This window comes from Pseudomonas sp. Fl4BN1 (genome assembly GCF_009908285.1).
Lineage (GTDB): Bacteria > Pseudomonadota > Gammaproteobacteria > Pseudomonadales > Pseudomonadaceae > Aquipseudomonas.
In genome coordinates this window covers 178,260-196,123 of record NZ_JAAARM010000010.1, presented here as the reverse complement: position 1 = coordinate 196,123, position 17,864 = coordinate 178,260, and the positions used below count along the sequence as shown (strand labels likewise).

The 17,864-nt window shown below is 59.2% G+C and carries 21 protein-coding genes; 10 read left to right on the top strand and 11 right to left on the bottom strand.

What is annotated here, in order from left to right; all coding sequences use genetic code 11:
- Positions 1 to 66: 66 nt before the first annotated feature.
- Both GV818_RS14125 and GV818_RS14120 read left to right on the top strand, forming a co-directional pair.
- On the top strand, positions 67 to 1,605 hold the full coding sequence (locus GV818_RS14125) for an EAL domain-containing protein (protein ID WP_161757165.1): 1,539 nt from the start codon (positions 67 to 69) through the stop codon (positions 1,603 to 1,605).
- A 243-nt stretch (positions 1,606 to 1,848) separates the two neighbouring features.
- On the top strand, positions 1,849 to 2,214 hold the full coding sequence (locus tag GV818_RS14120; protein ID WP_161757328.1) for a histone-like nucleoid-structuring protein, MvaT/MvaU family: 366 nt from the start codon (positions 1,849 to 1,851) through the stop codon (positions 2,212 to 2,214).
- Between the two features lie 252 nt (positions 2,215 to 2,466).
- On the opposite strand, the gene GV818_RS14115 is transcribed toward GV818_RS14120, so the two are convergent.
- Entirely contained in the window at positions 2,467 to 2,994 is a 528-nt protein-coding gene (locus GV818_RS14115; protein WP_161776834.1) for a DUF4946 domain-containing protein, read from the bottom strand.
- Between the two features lie 199 nt (positions 2,995 to 3,193).
- Between GV818_RS14115 and gloA the strand changes: the two genes are divergently transcribed.
- Positions 3,194 to 3,715, top strand: coding sequence for a lactoylglutathione lyase (gene gloA, locus GV818_RS14110; RefSeq protein WP_161757167.1), 522 nt, complete (start codon positions 3,194 to 3,196; stop codon positions 3,713 to 3,715).
- A gap of 93 nt (positions 3,716 to 3,808) precedes the next feature.
- On the opposite strand, the gene ahpF is transcribed toward gloA, so the two are convergent.
- The 3 genes from ahpF to GV818_RS14095 form a co-directional block, all read right to left on the bottom strand.
- Positions 3,809 to 5,374: an alkyl hydroperoxide reductase subunit F gene (ahpF, locus tag GV818_RS14105; RefSeq protein ID WP_161776833.1), complete on the bottom strand. Its 1,566-nt coding sequence runs from the start codon at positions 5,372 to 5,374 to the stop codon at positions 3,809 to 3,811.
- 124 nt (positions 5,375 to 5,498) lie between these two features.
- On the bottom strand, positions 5,499 to 6,062 hold the full coding sequence (ahpC, locus tag GV818_RS14100; RefSeq protein WP_011061677.1) for an alkyl hydroperoxide reductase subunit C: 564 nt from the start codon (positions 6,060 to 6,062) through the stop codon (positions 5,499 to 5,501).
- 150 nt (positions 6,063 to 6,212) lie between these two features.
- The gene (locus GV818_RS14095) at positions 6,213 to 7,151 is read right to left on the bottom strand and encodes a site-specific integrase (RefSeq protein ID WP_161776832.1); all 939 of its coding nucleotides are present in this window, start codon (positions 7,149 to 7,151) and stop codon (positions 6,213 to 6,215) included.
- A 180-nt stretch (positions 7,152 to 7,331) separates the two neighbouring features.
- Between GV818_RS14095 and GV818_RS14090 the strand changes: the two genes are divergently transcribed.
- Entirely contained in the window at positions 7,332 to 8,339 is a 1,008-nt protein-coding gene (locus tag GV818_RS14090) for a DNA-binding protein (RefSeq protein ID WP_161776831.1), read from the top strand.
- On the opposite strand, the gene gorA is transcribed toward GV818_RS14090, so the two are convergent.
- A complete protein-coding gene (gene gorA / locus GV818_RS14085) occupies positions 8,340 to 9,698 on the bottom strand; it encodes a glutathione-disulfide reductase (protein ID WP_161776830.1) in 1,359 nt (452 codons plus the stop codon). It lies immediately after the preceding gene.
- A gap of 132 nt (positions 9,699 to 9,830) precedes the next feature.
- Positions 9,831 to 10,670, bottom strand: coding sequence for a UTP--glucose-1-phosphate uridylyltransferase GalU (gene galU, locus GV818_RS14080; RefSeq protein ID WP_161757172.1), 840 nt, complete (start codon positions 10,668 to 10,670; stop codon positions 9,831 to 9,833).
- A gap of 476 nt (positions 10,671 to 11,146) precedes the next feature.
- Between galU and GV818_RS14075 the strand changes: the two genes are divergently transcribed.
- Positions 11,147 to 11,428: a hypothetical protein gene (locus GV818_RS14075; protein ID WP_161757173.1), complete on the top strand. Its 282-nt coding sequence runs from the start codon at positions 11,147 to 11,149 to the stop codon at positions 11,426 to 11,428.
- Positions 11,429 to 11,442: 14 nt separating this feature from the next.
- On the opposite strand, the gene GV818_RS14070 is transcribed toward GV818_RS14075, so the two are convergent.
- The 4 genes from GV818_RS14070 to GV818_RS14055 form a co-directional block, all read right to left on the bottom strand.
- Entirely contained in the window at positions 11,443 to 11,673 is a 231-nt protein-coding gene (locus tag GV818_RS14070) for a hypothetical protein (RefSeq protein ID WP_161757174.1), read from the bottom strand.
- A 69-nt stretch (positions 11,674 to 11,742) separates the two neighbouring features.
- A complete protein-coding gene (locus GV818_RS14065) occupies positions 11,743 to 12,663 on the bottom strand; it encodes a c-type cytochrome (RefSeq protein ID WP_161757175.1) in 921 nt (306 codons plus the stop codon).
- Positions 12,660 to 13,310: a c-type cytochrome gene (locus GV818_RS14060; protein ID WP_161776829.1), complete on the bottom strand. Its 651-nt coding sequence runs from the start codon at positions 13,308 to 13,310 to the stop codon at positions 12,660 to 12,662. The genes GV818_RS14065 and GV818_RS14060 overlap by 4 nt, the downstream gene beginning before the upstream one ends.
- Positions 13,311 to 13,530: 220 nt before the next feature.
- A complete protein-coding gene (locus tag GV818_RS14055; RefSeq protein WP_161757329.1) occupies positions 13,531 to 13,881 on the bottom strand; it encodes a hypothetical protein in 351 nt (116 codons plus the stop codon).
- A gap of 210 nt (positions 13,882 to 14,091) precedes the next feature.
- Here GV818_RS14055 and GV818_RS14050 point away from each other — a divergent pair, with 210 nt between their 5' ends.
- The 5 genes from GV818_RS14050 to ada all read left to right on the top strand — a co-directional run bounded on the left by GV818_RS14050 (position 14,092) and on the right by ada (position 17,248).
- Entirely contained in the window at positions 14,092 to 14,394 is a 303-nt protein-coding gene (locus GV818_RS14050) for a DUF1883 domain-containing protein (protein ID WP_161757177.1), read from the top strand.
- Positions 14,395 to 14,426: 32 nt separating this feature from the next.
- Positions 14,427 to 14,597, top strand: coding sequence for a hypothetical protein (locus tag GV818_RS34125; RefSeq protein WP_372242092.1), 171 nt, complete (start codon positions 14,427 to 14,429; stop codon positions 14,595 to 14,597).
- A gap of 105 nt (positions 14,598 to 14,702) precedes the next feature.
- Positions 14,703 to 15,419, top strand: a complete 717-nt coding sequence (locus tag GV818_RS14045) for a 2OG-Fe(II) oxygenase (RefSeq protein ID WP_161757178.1) — start codon at positions 14,703 to 14,705, stop codon at positions 15,417 to 15,419.
- Positions 15,409 to 16,089: a DNA oxidative demethylase AlkB gene (gene alkB / locus GV818_RS14040; RefSeq protein WP_161757179.1), complete on the top strand. Its 681-nt coding sequence runs from the start codon at positions 15,409 to 15,411 to the stop codon at positions 16,087 to 16,089. The genes GV818_RS14045 and alkB overlap by 11 nt, the downstream gene beginning before the upstream one ends.
- An 85-nt stretch (positions 16,090 to 16,174) precedes the next feature.
- Positions 16,175 to 17,248 (top strand): bifunctional DNA-binding transcriptional regulator/O6-methylguanine-DNA methyltransferase Ada, encoded by a 1,074-nt coding sequence (ada, locus tag GV818_RS14035; protein ID WP_161757180.1) that lies wholly within the window; start codon positions 16,175 to 16,177, stop codon positions 17,246 to 17,248.
- On the opposite strand, the gene GV818_RS14030 is transcribed toward ada, so the two are convergent.
- Positions 17,212 to 17,700 carry a GyrI-like domain-containing protein gene (locus GV818_RS14030; protein WP_161776828.1) on the bottom strand — a complete coding sequence of 163 codons (489 nt, stop codon included), beginning with the start codon at positions 17,698 to 17,700 and terminating at the stop codon, positions 17,212 to 17,214. The genes ada and GV818_RS14030 overlap by 37 nt on opposite strands.
- Between the last annotated feature and the right edge of the window lie 164 nt (positions 17,701 to 17,864).

Here is a 17,864-nt window from a genome sequence, read left to right as displayed (position 1 = left end):
GAGGCGGCCGCTGCCACGGCGGCGACCAAACGTTGTCACGCCCCTCCCCCGTCACAGGTTCGTTCCATGCCCCTGACCGCCAAAGGTCCACTGAAGCGCTCTACCCGCACATTCTGGACACTCCTGGCGATACTGCTCCCCATCGGGCTGGGCAGCGTCATCCTCTACACCCAGGCAGAACGGGCGCTGACGCGCAGTAGCCTGGAAACCGCCGAGGAGGCGATTCGCCAGTTCGACCTGATGCTGGACAACACCGACATCGCCGCCAGGGCGCTGCTGCCCCAGGTGGGCCAGGACTGCGATGAGGTGCGACAACTGGCCCTACGCGATCAGGTTACCCGCCGGCCATTCGTGCGCTCGACCAATCTGGTGTGGCGTGACAGCAACTATTGCAGTTCATTGTTAGGTCGCTCCGCGTTCCCGCTCAATCCCGAGGACTATGTTGACGGCCGCCTCTGGCTGATGAACGGCAACCCGGTCACCCCAGACACTGCCTTGCTGGTCTACCGCTGGAGTGAAGGCGAGCGCGCAGCCCTGGCGACCATCGACGGCTATCACTTGACCAACGCCTTGCGCCTGATCAGCCGCTTCGCTCATTTGCAACTGCAGGTGGGCGAGCATTGGCTGTCCCGTGACGGCAAGGTCCGCGATGGCGCGCCTCCCCTGGCAGCGCTAGCCAGCCAGCACCTGAGTTCATCGCGCTATCCCTACAGCGTCAGTGCCGGGTTTCCCGATGGCGACGTCTGGAAATACATGAAAAGCCAGTACCCGGCACTGTTCAGCCTGCTGGTATTTCTAGGCGCCGGCGCTGGCGTTCTCGCCCACTGGCTGCAGAAACGCTCCGCCTCACCCAGCCATGAACTGCGCCGGGCGCTGGAAGCCCGGGAGTTCATTCCATATTTTCAGCCGGTGGTGCGCGGCGATACCCTGCAATGGGCTGGCATTGAAGTACTGATGCGCTGGCAACACCCGAAAGAGGGCCTGGTACGTCCGGACCTGTTCATCCCATTCGCCGAACACTCGGGGCTGATCGTGCCAATGACCCGCTCACTGATGCAGCAAACCATGCAAGCGCTGGCCCCTCACGCCAAGGACTTCATCGACGGCTTCCATATCGGCATCAATATCACCGCCAGCCACTGCCATGACCTGCAGTTGCTGGAAGATTGCCAAGAGTTTCTCGCAGCCTTCCCGCCCGGCAAGGTGATCCTGGTGCTGGAGCTGACCGAGCGCGAACTGATCGAACCCACGGCAATCACCCAGCAGCTGTTTGCCGCCCTGCACGAGATGGGGGTGATGGTCGCCCTGGATGACTTTGGCACTGGGCACTCCAGCCTGGGTTACCTGCGCAAGTTCAATGTCGACTACTTGAAGATCGATCAGAGCTTCGTTGCCATGATCGGTGCCGACGCACTGTCCCTGCATATACTCGACAGCATTATCGAACTCTCGGCCAAACTCGATCTGGGCATAGTCGCCGAAGGTATTGAAACTCCCGAACAGCGGGATTACCTGGCTGCCCAAGGTGTTGACTTCCTCCAGGGTTATTTATTTGGACGGCCTATGCCCAGCGTGGAATTTGTTGCGGCTCTAGCGCGCCATTAAATAGCCATACCAGAACAAAAAGTGCTCGAGACACAACTCGAGACATGCATCCATGTGCATCAAATGGCAAATACTGGCTCAAACAAGAACAACCTGATTTACTCTTGGCGCATTAACTACTACAATTTTTCATGCCTGTACAAGATTCACAGGTAGGCCACTTAATCGAACCTTAACCGGCTCATGGCTTATAGCTTTGTTTGTGGTTTGCATCAGCCAAAATAGACTATTGGAGTGAAGATATTGTCCAGACTTGCTGAATTTCGTGCTGCAGAGAAAGCACTTCAAGAACAGCTCGCACAGCTTGAATCCCTGAAGAACGACGCCGGACTCAAGAAAGAAATCGAGTTCGAAGAAAAACTTCAGGCCCTGATGAAGTCCTATGACAAAAGCCTGCGTGACATCATTGCAATCCTTGATCCAAACCTGGGTAAAACCGGCCTGCCACAGGCCAACGCACCTAAACAGCGCCGCGCGCGCGTGGTCAAGGTCTATCAGAACCCGCACACCGGTGAACTGATTGAAACCAAAGGCGGTAATCACCGCGGCCTGAAAGCCTGGAAAGAACAGTACGGCGCCGCCACTGTGGATTCCTGGCTGCGCGCTTGAACAAAGCCGCAACCGAAAAAGGCCCTGCATATGCAGGGCCTTTTACATTGATAAGAATATTCTTATTACGACTTGAATCTAAGGCAAGATTCGGTGCAAATCGCATGCTTCCTCTACCGTAGCGCTGTTGAAACAACGCCTCATGCCCCGACTTCAATAACCTCAGCCCTCTCGGCTGACTTCGAACCTAATGCCTTTTCGATAACGAACCGCAAATACGCGGAAAGCAAACCCACCACGTCAGAATTTTCCTCAAAGTTTAAGGCTATTTCGTACAGCGAGTACTTGATCCTTGCTGTCCGCATAAGCGGCCGCCTGACCTGCGTATGAAAGTACATAAGCCTTATCCCCATCCAGAGCTGCTACCAATGTTTGCGACAGCACATGTCGCCCATTCTGGGTAATGGTGCAAGTGGTCTCCAGAGCTTCGAGACGACTCAGTTGTGCAGCATGAATCTTGTTACAAACACTCTGATAGCCACCTTGGGCAAAGTCTTTCTGCACTGACTTGCGCATCTCCAGCAACACTCCCTGAAGATTGACCACATGTCCGCTATCGACCTGGGTCATGGTCAATTCCATGACCATCTGCGGATTGCCCGCAGCGTCATTCTTTACCGCGCGCTGCCGGGAAACCTTGGCGGCCTGATCTGCCTCCTGGGGCGGCACCGGTTCCACTGTCCAGCCCTCGGGCCAGGTCACTTGCGGATCGGCCTGCACAACACCAGCCAAGGCCATCAGGATCAGGGCCGCGACCCCGGTTTTAAACGACTTGATCATACTGCTGCACACTAAAGGAACGGGTCTTGAAGTCTGAGCCCCGCGCCAGGAATGGGCAATAGATCAGGAGCTTTGGGTTTGGCGCCATCCGGCCCACTTGCGTATCATTGGCCAATTCCAAGGATGTCCGAACCATTGCCGACCAAGGGCCCGCTCGTGCTTGCGAGCGGCCCTGGCGGCACTTTTTTCTGGAGGGGCCATGAGCCTTAACGAACTCAACACTTTCCCTGGCGTGACCGCCCAACCGGACGCCGCCACTGCCCGCTTCGTGTTCAACCACACCATGTTGCGCGTCAAGGACATCACTCGCTCCCTGGATTTCTATACCCGGGTACTGGGGTTTTCCCTGGTGGAAAAACGCGACTTTGCCGAAGCCGAATTCAGCCTGTACTTCCTGGCCCTAGTGGATAAGTCGCAGATCCCGGCAGATGCAGCAGCACGTACCGAATGGATGAAATCGATCCCCGGCATTCTCGAACTGACCCATAACCACGGCACCGAGAACGACCCGGACTTCGCCTACCACAACGGCAACAGCGACCCGCGTGGCTTCGGTCACATCTGCATCTCGGTTCCGGATATCGTTGCTGCCTGCGAACGCTTCGAAGCCTTGGGCTGCGACTTCCAGAAGCGCCTGAACGATGGTCGCATGAAGAGCCTGGCCTTCATCAAGGACCCGGATGGCTACTGGGTTGAAATCATCCAGCCGACTGCGCTGTAACAACCGGCTTGCTGTAGGGACCGCCCCTATAAGAGCGGCAATAAAAAACCCCATGAGCCAAGCTCATGGGGTTTTGTTTTTCCGCCAGGCAAATTACGCCGGGGCGGAGGTGCGGATCAAGTGATCAAAGGCGCTGAGAGAAGCCTTGGCGCCCTCGCCTACCGCAATCACGATCTGCTTGTATGGCACGGTGGTGACATCACCGGCGGCGAACACGCCCGGCAGCGAAGTCTCACCACGGGCATCGACAATGATCTCGCCGCGAGGCGACAGCTCGACCGAACCTTTGAGCCAGTCGGTGTTGGGCAACAGCCCGATCTGCACGAAGATGCCTTCGAGGTCGACCGTATGGAACTCACCTGAATCACGGTCCTTGTAGACCAGGCCAGTGACCTTCTGCCCATCGCCTTTCACTTCGCTGGTCAAGGCACTGGTAATCACCTTGACGTTGGGCAGGCTGTGCAACTTGCGTTGCAGTACAGCGTCGGCGCGCAGCTTGCTGTCGAACTCCAGCAAGGTCACATGGCTGACGATACCCGCCAGATCGATGGCCGCTTCGACGCCGGAGTTGCCGCCGCCAATCACTGCCACCCGCTTGCCCTTGAACAGCGGACCATCACAGTGCGGACAGAAGCACACACCCTTGGCCTTGTATTCCTGCTCACCCGGCACGCCCATCTCACGCCAGCGGGCACCGGTGGCCAGAATCACCGACCGGGCCTTGAGGCTGGCGCCGCTTTCGAAGCGGATCTCGTGCAGCCCGCCGACTTCCTTCGCCGGTATCAGCGCGCTGGCGCGCTGCAGGTTCATGATATCGACGTCGTACTGCTTGACATGGGCTTCCAGCGCCGCAGCCAGTTTCGGCCCCTCGGTCTCTTGCACCGAAACGAAGTTCTCGATGGCCATGGTGTCCAGCACCTGGCCGCCGAAGCGCTCGGCAGCAACACCGGTGCGAATGCCCTTGCGCGCAGCATAGATGGCCGCCGAAGCGCCGGCAGGGCCACCGCCGACCACCAACACGTCAAAAGCCTGTTTGGCATTGAGCTTCTGCGCCTGCTTCTCTATCGCACCGGTATCGAGCTTGGCCAGGATTTCTTCCAGGCCCATGCGCCCCTGACCGAAGTTCATGCCGTTGAGGTAGACGCTGGGCACAGCCATGACCTTGCGCTCGTCGACCTCGGCCTGGAACAACGCGCCGTCGATGGCCACGTGGCGGATATTCGGGTTGAGCACCGCCATCAGGTTCAGCGCCTGGACCACGTCCGGGCAGTTCTGGCAGGACAGCGAGAAGTAGGTTTCGAAGTTGAACTCGCCCTTGAGCGAGCGGATCTGCTCGATCACTTCAGCGCTGGCCTTGGATGGATGACCGCCGACTTGCAGCAGGGCCAGCACCAAGGAGGTAAATTCGTGGCCCATGGGGATACCAGCGAAACGCAGGCTGATATCACTGCCCGGGCGATTCAACGAGAACGAAGGCTTGCGCGCATCGGTGCCGTTGTCGAGCAAGGTAATCTGTGTGGAAAGGCTGACGATATCTTTGAGTAACGCGAGCATTTCCTGGGATTTCGCACCGTCGTCGAGAGAGGCGACGATCTCGATCGGCTGGGTGACCCGTTCCAGGTATGACTTCAACTGAGCTTTAAGATTGGCGTCCAACATACGGGCGATCTCCTGTTTTGATTCGGTAGAAAAAACAACGCCCGAGCGAATCTCGCCCGGGCGTTATTTGAGGGCGGTGCAGCTGACTTAAGTGCGGATGACCGCCCTTGGATAACTCACGGACTTAGATCTTGCCGACCAGGTCCAGGGACGGAGCCAGGGTGGCCTCGCCTTCTTTCCACTTGGCTGGGCAGACTTCGCCTGGGTGAGCAGCGACGTACTGAGCGGCCTTGATCTTGCGCAGCAGCTCGGAAGCGTCACGGCCTACACCGCCATCGTTGATTTCAACGATCTTGATCTGGCCTTCAGGGTTGATCACAAAGGTGCCACGGTCAGCCAGGCCAGCTTCTTCGATCAGCACGTCGAAGTTGCGGGAGATGGCCAGGGTCGGGTCGCCGATCATGGTGTACTGGATCTTGCCGATGGCTGGCGAAGTGTTGTGCCAGGCCGCGTGAGCAAAGTGGGTGTCGGTGGAAACGCTGTAGATCTCAACGCCCAGTTTCTGGAATTCGGCGTAGTTGTCGGCCAGGTCTTCCAGCTCGGTTGGGCAGACGAAGGTGAAGTCAGCCGGGTAGAAGAACACGACAGACCATTTGCCCTTCAGATCGGCGTCCGACACTTCGACGAATGCGCCGTTTTTGAATGCGGTAGCTTTGAATGGTTTAACTTGGCTGTTGATGATAGGCATCGTTGACTCTCCATCAGTGGTTGAAAATGTTGGGTGAAACTTGATGGGGAGAATCCTAGCCAATGACTCGCCGCTTGGCTCATTGGTAAAGCCGATGCCTTCGATAGGGTTTTGCTATCAGCCCACAGTATTAATAGAAGAAACCTGTATCTACTGCCGAACCGGCTTTTCGTCTATCCGCGCCATGCCCATGAATGGACTGGCTTCGACGTAACGCATTGCGGACTTCAGGTCCTTCCAGCCGACATAGCTCATCAGCGACTTCAAGTCCCAGCCGCTGCGATGAGCCCAGGTGGCAAAGCCACGACGCAGCGAGTGGCTGGTGTAGTGCTCGGCGGCGATCCCGGCGCGCTCCAGGGCCTGGCGCAGCAGCGGAATCACACTGTTGGCATGCAGCCCCTGCTCACTCAAGTGCCCCCAGCGGTCGATACCGCGAAACACCGGCCCACGGACCAGCGCCGCACTGTTGATCCACTCGATATAGGCCTGCACCGGACACAGGCGCTGCAAGGCCGGGGTGTGAAAGGTCCGACCAAGGTTTTCGCGATCACTCTTGCTGCGCGGTAAATAGAGGCTAATGCCGGAACCGGCGTTGGCCTGCACGTGTTCGATCTGCAGGCGGCACAGCTCATCACTGCGAAACCCGCGCCAGAATCCCAGCAGGATCAGCGCCCGGTCACGCCGGGCCCGCAGCCAGTCAGCCTGACGACCCTCGTCGCTGGCAGTCGCGGCCTCCCCATCGAGCCAGGCAATCACCTGCTCCAGGTGCTGCAGTTGCAACGGTTCGGCCTGCTTCTCCTGAACCGGGTGCACCGCACGAATACCCTTGAACACCTGCCGCACCACCGGGGCCTTGGTCGGATCGGCAAAGCCCTGGCTGTTGTGCCACTGGGCCAGGGCCGAGAGGCGCAACTTCAAGGTGTTGATCGACAACGTCCCGGCATAGGTTGCGAGATAGCGCGCCACGCTTTCCGCCGTCGCCGGCAGGAACCCGCCCCAATGCACCTCGAAATGCTCGATTGCCGCCCGATAGCTGCGACGGGTGTTGTCGCGGGTGGCGGCTTGCAGATAACGATCCAGCTCACTCATGGAGACTCGACTCAGGCAGGTACAGGGCGGGAATGGGCGAAAGTAGCCATTGAAGGCTATGACACGGGGTAATACCAGTATATCCCAGGTTATATTCTTGCTATCGAAAGCTCGAACCCTCCTGTACAATTATCAGTAATTACATACCACGTAACACAGTACTAAATCGTCGGAGGATGCATGGCTCGTGGAGGCATAAACAAGGCAGTAGTAAAGAAGGCGCGCCAAGCGATTCTTGCCCGCGGCGAACACCCCAGCATCGATGCCGTACGCATAGAAATGGGCAATACCGGCTCGAAAACCACCATCCACCGCTACCTGAAAGAACTCGACGACGGCACCTCCCGCCGCGACGCAGGGCCGGTAGCGCTGGACGAAGAATTGGGCGAGCTGGTGGGACGACTGGCCCAACGCCTGCAGGAGCAAGCCCAGGAGCCTCTGGAACAGGCCCTCGCCCACTTCGAAGAGCAGAAGCAGGCCCTGGAACAAGTGCTGAATGAAGCTCGGCGCAACGAAGATCAGCTGCAACGGCAACTGCAGATCCAGGCCAGCGCCCTGGCGGGTGAAAGCACGGCACTGCAAAACACCCGCTCCATGCTGCAGAGCGAGCAGACCCGCAACGCCGAAATCAACCAGGCACTCAAGGACTGCCACCTGCGCCTGGAAGACAAGGAGCAGCAGATCCGCTCCCTGGAGGAAAAGCACCTGCACGCCCGGGACGCCCTGGAACATTACCGCGCCGCCAGCAAGGAACAGCGCGAACAGGAACAGCGCCGTCACGAAGGGCAATTGCAGCAGGCGCAGATGGAGTTACGTCAGGCCCAGCAGAGCGCGCTGCTGCGCCAGGATGAAATCACCCAACTGCATCGCGACAACGAACGCCTGCTCAGCGAACAACGGGCCACCCATAAAGAGCTGAAACAAACCCAGGATGGTGCGAGCAAAAGCGCCGCCCAGCAGGCACGACTCAGCGAGCAGCTGGCTCGCCAGGACAGCGAGAACACCCTACTCCAGGAACGCTTGCGCGTAGCTTCAGAAGAGATTCAGACACTCAAGCAAAAGGCCGATCAACAGACCCGACTGAGCAAGGAGCTGGAGTTGCGCGCCACCAAGGCCGAGACCGGCCTTGAGGCGCTGCGCCTGGCCGCCATAAGCAACGCCCAGCCAGACGCAACAGCGGACTCGTGATCAGCCCGCGACAGGGGTGCGCATGGTGACGAACTCTTCGGCGGCCGTCGGATGCACACCGATGGTTTCGTCGAAGTCGCGCTTGGTCGCCCCTGCCTTCAGGGCAATCGCCAGGCCCTGAACGATTTCCCCGGCGTCCGGGCCGACCATATGGCAGCCCAGCACCTTGTCGCTGTCGGCATCCACCACCAGCTTCATCAGGGTACGCTCCTGGCAATCGGTCAGGGTCAGCTTCATCGGCCGGAAACGGCTTTCGAAAATCTGTACCCTGTGCCCCGCCTCACGCGCCTGTTCCTCGGTAAGGCCAACAGTGCCAATGTTCGGCAAACTGAAGACCGCCGTCGGGATCATCTGGTAATCCACTGGACGATACTGCTCGGGCTTGAACAGGCGTCGAGCAACCGCCATGCCTTCAGCCAGGGCTACAGGCGTCAGTTGCACGCGACCGATCACATCGCCAATCGCCAGGATCGACGGTTCGCTGCTCTGGTACTGGTCGTCCACCTCGACAAAACCACGCTTGTCGAGCTTGACCCCGGTGTTCTCCAGCCCCAGGTTGTCGAGCATCGGCCGGCGGCCGGTGGCGTAGAACACGCAATCCGCCAACAGCTTGCGGCCATCCTTGAGGGTGACTTCAAGGCTGCCATCAGCCTGCTTGTCGATGCGCTCGATATCAGCATTGAATTGCAGCCCCAGGCCACGCTTGGTCAGTTCTTCCTGCAAGTGCTTGCGTACCGCACTATCAAAGCCTCGCAGAAACAGATCACCGCGATACAGCAGCTGCGTCTTCGCACCCAGACCATGGAAAATCCCGGCAAACTCCACCGCGATATAACCACCACCCACCACCAGAACACGCCCAGGCAACTCTTTGAGGAAGAACGCCTCGTTGGAACTGATGGCATGCTCGCTCCCCGGAATATCCGGGATCTGCGGCCAGCCGCCGGTAGCAATCAGAATGTGCTTGGCGGTGTAACGCTGGCCATTGACCTCCACCTGATGCGGATCGATCAACCTGGCATGCCCCTCATGCAAGGTCACGCCGCTGTTGACCAGCAGATTGCGGTAGATGCCGTTGAGGCGATTGATTTCGCGATCCTTGTTGCCAATCAGGGTTGCCCAGTCAAAGTTCGCCTCACCCAGCGACCAGCCAAAACCCGAGGCCTGTTCGAAGTCCTCGGCAAAGTGGGCACCGTACACCAAGAGTTTTTTTGGCACGCAACCAACGTTGACACAGGTACCACCCAGATAGCGGCTTTCGGCAACCGCGACTTTCGCCCCGAAGCCTGCGGCGAATCGCGCGCAACGCACACCACCGGAACCGGCGCCAATTACATAAAGATCAAAATCGTAGGCCATTTCACTCTCCCAGGCAGGCTGACAAGCATAACCGCAGATGGCGATCGGGTCAGCGCAGAGGATGGACATAAGGGCGACAAATGAAAAAGCCACCCGAAGGTGGCTTTTCCCGACAAACCCGTGCAGCGACTATCAGTAAGCCTTGCCGGTCTTGTAGAAGTGCTCGAAACAGAAGTTGGTCGCTTCGATGTAGCCTTCGGCGCCACCGCAGTCGAAACGCTGACCCTTGAACTTGTAGGCAATCACGCAACCGTCCTGCGCCTGCTTCATCAGGGCGTCGGTAATCTGGATTTCACCACCCTTGCCTGGCTCGGTCTGCTCGATCAGGCTGAAGATGTCCGGCGTCAGAATGTAACGACCAATGATCGCCAGGTTCGACGGTGCATCTTCCGGCTTTGGCTTCTCGACCATGTTACGCACACGGTAAAGATCGTCGCCAATCAAGTCACCAGCGATCACGCCGTACTTGTTGGTTTCCTGCGGATCAACTTCCTGGATCGCAACGATGGTGCAGCGGTACTGCTTGTACAGCTTGACCATCTGGGTCAGGACGCCGTCGCCCTCCAGGTTCACACACAGGTCGTCAGCCAGGACTACCGCGAACGGTTCGTCACCGATCAGCGGACGACCGGTCAGGATCGCGTGACCCAGGCCTTTCATCTCGGTCTGACGGGTGTAGGAAAACGAGCACTCGTCCAACAGCTTGCGGATACCGACCAGGTATTTTTCCTTGTCGGTGCCCTTGATCTGGTTTTCCAGCTCGTAACTGATGTCGAAGTGGTCTTCGAGGGCGCGTTTGCCACGCCCGGTCACGATGGAGATTTCAGTCAATCCAGCGTCCAGCGCTTCTTCAACGCCGTACTGGATCAGTGGCTTGTTCACCACCGGCAGCATTTCTTTAGGCATGGCTTTAGTCGCTGGCAGGAAGCGAGTACCGTAACCGGCTGCTGGGAACAAGCATTTCTTGATCATATGAGTCCTTAAAAAGGCTGTGCGTACAAGTTTCGGCGCAGTCTAATCAGGCGGCGTGCACCTTACAATGCCCCCCGCTAGCTAACCGCTGCCATCATAGAGAAATAAAGCTCAAGATAGTTCCGCAGCATCCACCAGATAGCCTGCGGCGTAAACCTTCAAAACGCCGCAGCCCCCTTAAACCAGCGCCTGTACGCGCGCGCCAATGGCTCAAGGGCGCGCCTCGAAGAGGCTTGCAAAGTAGCCTTTCAAGTAGTTTTTCAGGCTATATCCCTGTTGCCACTGATGGCACTCCCCAGGGCACAAGGTGCGGCCAGAATGCCACCGACAAAGTGCCGCGCCGCCCGGGTCACGGCACTTTTCAGCAGTCACCGCTGACTAAGGTGATGCACTGTACCGAAATGGCCACTGGCTATAGCATCGCCAACTAGATGACAGACCCCAATGCTTCCTCCTCCAAGATGATGAAATCCCCCATGAACAGACTTCTCACTGTCACTGCGGTACTGGCCCTGAGCGGATGCGCTACCGCGTCCAATACCTACCTGGCCAACGGCGAGCCGGGCCTGAGCATCGATTGCTCCGGAGAAGCCGGCTCCTGGGCCAGTTGCTACGAAAAAGCCGAGGCATCCTGCGCCGGTACCGGCTATCGGATCGTCAGCACCCAAGGCACGCCCTCCCCCAAGGAGAGCGACAAAACCCTGGGAGTCGACGTTGGCAACTATAAAAGTCGTAGCGTGGTGGTGGTCTGCAAGTAGAGGGCGAACACCCGCTACATGTGAATTTCGGCGAACTTGATCCCCAGGCCACGAATGGTTTCGATCAGGTCGTCAAGACGGGAAAAGGATTCCACCTCGTCGCTCTCATCCACCAAGAAGTAGCTGCGCCCAGCGCTTTTCTTGAAGAACACGATCCATTCCCCCGAATTGGCCGGGTTCTGAATCACATGGGTGGCAGAGATCGAGCCCTCTGCATGCTTTTCCCTGACGTGTTCCCGCTTCATGCTTTCTCCAAAAAAGACGACGCCGCCAAAGCGCAAGCCTGGGCGGCATCGTTGACGATAGGCGACAGTTTATCGGATGCCCTGGCCTATCAGCACGCCTTCTACCGTCTGACCGTATAAATTCACCCCATCATTGGCGTGAAACTTGACGCGGGTCTTCTCGATCGAGCCTTCCACCAGGCGCGGATCCTGAGGTCGCTCATGGCTGTTGACGAAGGCCGCCACGTCCCATGCCTGCTGATCACTCAAGCTGCCCCCTTTGCCCAACGGCATGTTGTGCTTGATAAAGGACGCGGCGGTGTTGATCCGATGCATTCCCGCCCCCCAGTTGTAGGAATCCTTGCCCCAGAGTGGCGGCATCACGTAATCCGCTCCCACCTTCTGCCCCTGGCCTTGCTCGCCATGACAAACCGCGCACTGCGCCTGATACACCGCGCCACCCTGTTTCAGGTCGTAGCCCTTGGCAGGCTGCGCCACATCGGGATAACCGCGCCCAGGCAACTCCACGCCCAGCGGCGCCTTGCTCGCCAGCCAATAGGCATACACCGACAACGCAGTAATTTCCGGGCTGTCTGCCGCCGGCGGCTTACCGCCGTTCATGCTGAACTGGAAGCAGCCCTGCAGGCGCTCGGCAAAGGTGTTCACCCTGTCGTTTTTCTTGCGATATGCGGGGTACATCGGGTAGGCGCCCCAGAGCGGCGCGGAGTTGGCCAAACGCCCCTGATCAAGGTGGCAGTTACTGCAGTTGAGCCCGTTGCCCACGTACTGTGGCGCTCGGCGCTTGGTGTCGACAAACAACGCATGCCCCTCACGTACCAACTTGCCATAGGCGTTGTCCGGCAACTCGCTCTCGGCCGGCGGCTTGAAGTAGTCGGCATGCGCGGGAGCATTTGGCGCCGGAATCTGCGACTGATCTTCCATGACGATGGTGGCTGCCTGCACCTGAACCGCGAGCAACGCCATCAGCGCCCCTGCAATCAATGGTTTCATGGTCGCGCCTCCGGTTGATTCAAGCTCGCGAAGTAATCCGCCACTGCGGCAACTTCTTCGGCACTCAGGGATTTGGCGATATGCCCCATCAGGTCATTGGGGTCATTGTGCCGGCTGCCCTCGCGCCAGGCGTTCAACTGCGCCACCAGGTAAGTGGCAGGCTGGCCGGCCAGCGGCGGAAAGGCCTCGCCAACACCCACGCCGCCAGGGCCGTGGCAACTGACGCACTCGGGAATCTGCCGCTCCCAGGCACCGCGCAATGCCAAACGTTCACCGACGCCGGTGGCCGCCTGGCTGCGGCTGACCGTTGCGGTTTTCGGCCCGGGCATGGCTGCCAGGGCAGTGGTCACCGCAGTGATTTCGTCTTCACTCAAGGCTTTGGCCAGAGGTTGCATGACCGGGCTGGTGCGGGCACCGCTGCGAAAGTCGTGCAACTGCTTGCCGAGGTAGGCCGCCGGCAGCCCGGCAAGACGCGGAAAACCGGCGGGCGCCAGGCCCATGCCATCCGCACCATGGCAGGCCAGGCAGGCCGTCGCACCCGGCTGGGCGCCGCCCTGGGTGAAGATTTTCTGCCCGTCCACGGCATGGGCAGTTTGCACAAACAGCAGCATCAGGCCACTCAATAGCATTCGATCCAGTGGGATCATATGAACTCCATTATTCTAGTTATATGCTTAGACCTAGTTGATATAAGCACACAAATAGTAGGTCAATTGATCCACGGCGACAACGCGAAATTGGCGCTTTTACATTGAATGAAAGCCGTTGAATGCAATGTTTCTCCAGGGCAGCAAAAAGCCTGCTGACACACCCCCCATTCAAGATCGGTACGTCAGCAGGCTCGGGGCAGTGCTGTTGCTTCAGGACTCAACCAGAGATGCACGCCTCTGCGGCCTTGCGCACATCCTGAGGACGCAAAGGGTTGTTGGACATCTGCTCATGCAACTTGATGCTGCTGCCACTAGAGCGCCCTTCAATATAGAAGACCGCCGCCGGAGCTGGTGACAGGCTCTGCGGAACAATCACTCGATAGCCATCTTTATGCGGCTCGACTTGCAATGCGCCACGGCTGTCGGCGAGCTTCCCGGTCAAGCAGGTGACGTATTCCTGAGGCTTTTTGCCAGAAATGACACTCAGCGTCGGCGGCGTCTGGTCGATGTCCGAGACAGTCGCACAGCCACTGATTGCCAAGGCCAGAATCCATACCCACCGTTTCATATGAAATCTCCAATAAAGTCCTTCCGACAGCAAAGGCGCTGTTTTTCTCCGGAGGCCCGGCTTTATCGCCGATAAAAATCCAAATAACTGTTTTAAATTGTCAAAGCCCGACACCGGGTTCGAATAATAACCCTTTGGGCCTGATAAACTCCGCCATCGCCCACGCAAACGTTTTTTGCTTTTGTAGATATAGCCCTTCTGGAGGCGCCCATGAAATTCATCCACCAGCGCGAGCACCTGAACGAAGACGATATCGTCGTCATCGAATGCTCCCAGGTCTGCAACATTCGTCTGATGAACGATGCCAACTTCCGCAGCTTCAAGAACGGCGGCCGCCATACCTATCACGGCGGGGCTTTCGACCAGTTCCCGGCGAAGATCACGGCACCGAGCACCGGTTTCTGGAATATCACCATCGACACCGTCAACCGTCGTCCCATCAGCGTGACTCGCAAGCCGAACCTGACGCACTCGATCCGCATCATCCGGCGCTCCAGCTCGAAACTGCGCTAAGCCCCAGCCTCTTCGCGACAACAGGTATTCCCGTGCCCCACACCACCAAATACGTCATCAAATACAAACTCAACGGTGAGCGCCGCTTCGAATTCGCCCAACTCGAAACCGGCACCCAGGAAGAAGCCCTGGCCGCCCTCGAAGCGCTGCATGGCCAATCCGGCGATGTCATCAGCGACGTCAGCGTCAGCAAGGCCCTGTAAAGCGTCCGCCACTCGGGGCAGATTCAAGCGCAAGCAACGGAGTGTTCACCAGACACCTGGCACCTAGACTGGCCAGGATTGCTTCTTGTCCAGGACACCCGTGCCATGCCCGCACTCTCGCTACATGATCGCCTGCAACAGCTGGATTGGGGAGGCATCGAGCAGGCCCTCGACCAGGACGGCTGCGCCCGTCTCGAAGGCCTGCTGAGCGTGGATGAATGCCAGTCCATGAGCCAGCTGTATCAGCACCCCGAGCTGTTCCGTTCGAAAGTGATCATGGCCCGCCATGGTTTCGGTCGCGGCGAATATCAGTACTTTCGCTACCCGCTGCCGGACCTGGTGGCCGAGTTGCGCCAGTTGCTCTATCGGCGCCTGGTAAACCAGGCCAACCGCTGGAACCAGGCGATGCACATCGATATACGCTACCCGGCGCAACATCCGGCGTTCCTCCAGCGCTGCCATGCCGCCGGACAGCAACGCCCCACGCCACTGTTGCTGCAATACGGCGCCGAGGATTACAACTGCCTGCATCAGGACCTGTACGGCGAGCATGTGTTTCCCTTGCAGGCGGCCTTCTTGTTGTCGCAACCTGGGACGGATTTCACCGGCGGCGAACTGGTGCTCACCGAGCAACGCCCACGCATGCAATCACGGCCTCAGGTCATTGGTCTGAAGCAGGGTGATGGGCTGATATTCGCCGTGCATCATCGACCGGTCAGCGGTTCCCGCGGCCCCTATCGAGTGACCCTGCGCCATGGTGTCAGCCGCATACTCAGTGGCCGGCGCCACACCCTTGGAGTGATTTTTCACGATGCGTTGTAGCGATACCGAGCCTTCCAGCCTCGGACTGTTCAGCGAAAGCGACCTACAGCAGCCAGCACGCAGCGACGCGCTGGGGCCTCAGGCCTGGGTGCTGCGCGGGTTTGCCCTGCCCTGGATCGAGCGCCTGCTGCCAAGACTCGACGAGGTACTGGCGGCAGCGCCGTTTCGCCATATGGTGACGCCGGGCGGCTTCAGCATGTCGGTGGGGCTGAGCAGTTGCGGACAATGGGGCTGGACCACCGACCGCAGTGGTTATCGCTACAGCCGGATCGACCCACAGAGCCTGCGGCCCTGGCCGGCGATGCCCGAAGTGTTTCGGCAACTGGCCGAGGCCGCAGCGGATGCCGCAGGCTTCAGCCGGTTCACCCCCGACTCCTGCCTGATCAATTGCTACCGACCCGGCGCGAAGATGTCCCTGCACCAGGACAAGAACGAGCACGACTTCAACGCCCCCATCGTGTCCTTGTCCCTGGGCCTGCCGGCGATCTTTCTGTTCGGCGGCCAGCAGCGCAGCGACCAGAGCCAGCGCGTGCCGCTGCTGCACGGTGATGTGGTGGTCTGGGGTGGCGTGGATCGCCTGCGTTATCACGGGGTGCTGCCGCTCAAGGACGGCAATCATCCCCAACTGGGCCAGCAGCGGATCAACCTGACATTTCGCCTGGCTGGCTGAAACCTAGAGTTCAACCGCAAGGCCCGGAGTGCGAATCAGCCACCGCCAGCCTAAGCTGGCCACCCTTGCTTGCCGAGTAACAATCATGAATGCCCCGTCGCGCAAACACCGCATCGAACAGGATCCCCGCTGGCAAGCCGTGCTCAAGCGCGACGCCAGCGCCGACGGGACTTTTGTCTACGGCGTCAGGACCACCGGCGTGTACTGTCGCCCCAGCAGTCTGTCGCGCCTGCCGAAGGCACAAAACGTCGAGTTCTTCGACAATGCCGAACAGGCCGAGGCGGCAGGCTATCGCCCGAGCAAGCGCCAGGCCAGCGATCAGACCCAGGTCGCGGCACAACATGCGGCGCTAGTAGCAGCCGCTTGCCGACAGATCGAGAACGCCGAGACGCCCCCCAGCCTCGAGCAACTGGCGCAGCACGCCGGCATCAGCAGCTATCACTTCCACCGAGTGTTCAAGGCCGCCACCGGCCTGACTCCCCGGGGTTACGCCAACGCTCAGCGCTCACGCAAGGTCCGTTCGCACCTGGAGCGCGGCCACTCGGTAACCGACGCTTTGTACGATGCGGGTTTCAACTCCAACAGCCGCTTCTACGAATCGGCGGACCAGGTGCTGGGCATGAAGCCCAGCGACTACCGCGCCGGAGGTCATAACACCGACATCCGCTTTGCCGTGGGCCAGTGTTCATTGGGAGCGATCCTGGTGGCCCAGAGCGACCGAGGGGTCTGCGCCATCCTTCTGGGAGACGATCCAAACCAGCTGGTGGAACAACTGCAGGACAAATTCTCCCGGGGCAACCTGATCGGTGCCGATGCTGACTTCGAACGCTTGATCGCCCAGGTGGTGGGTTTTATCGAGGCCCCGGCGATTGGCCTGGACCTGCCCCTGGACCTGCGTGGCACGGCATTCCAGGAACGGGTATGGCAGGCCCTGAGGAGCATTCCCGCCGGCAGCACCGCCAGCTACGCCGAGATCGCCCAGCGCATCGGCGCGCCCAAGGCCATGCGTGCCGTAGCCCAGGCCTGTGCCGCCAACAGCCTGGCAGTGGCAATTCCCTGCCACCGCGTGGTACGCAGCGACGGTAACCTTTCGGGCTACCGCTGGGGTGTGGAACGCAAACGTCAGTTGCTGGAACGGGAAAGCGCGTCCGAGGGCTGAACGCCAATGTAGATCGCCACCGAATCGGCGCTGGTATAGACCTCGAAATCAGTGGCGAAGGCCCGGCGAACCTGCGGGTTGTCCTGGAAATAGGCCCAGATCAGGCCCCAGGTCTGGATCACGCAATCGGGCATTGCGCCCTTGGCGCTGAACATCAGGTAGTCGCCGCCCTGGATGTCGACATTCGGATAATCGGCGCAGGAACCCTCTACAGCCGCACCAGCGGTTACATCGAAGTACCCGGAGGCGTCGGATTCGTAATTCGAGTAGACGCCATAGACGAAGGAGTCCGCCTGCCTGGGCGCGATCTTGTCGTACAGGTCCTCGATATAGAAACGCTGCCACATCGGCCCGATCTTCGCGCTGTCCGCCTGTTGCTCTGCCGCATTGCGGGTACGCACTTGCAATCCTGCAACGCTGAAAGGCAGCACTTCGCGCAGTTTTACATCCATGGTCAGCCTTCCTTATGCAGCAATGAGTGAGAATATCCGCCGCAGTCTAGCGCTACACGGGGGCTGCCGACAGCTACCCTGCAACCCTTTCCGTCAATGGCAAACCGCCGTTCTTTTTAGCCTGGCCGGGCAAAGTCAGCTGGCCTTGAGCCGCCCTCTCCTGA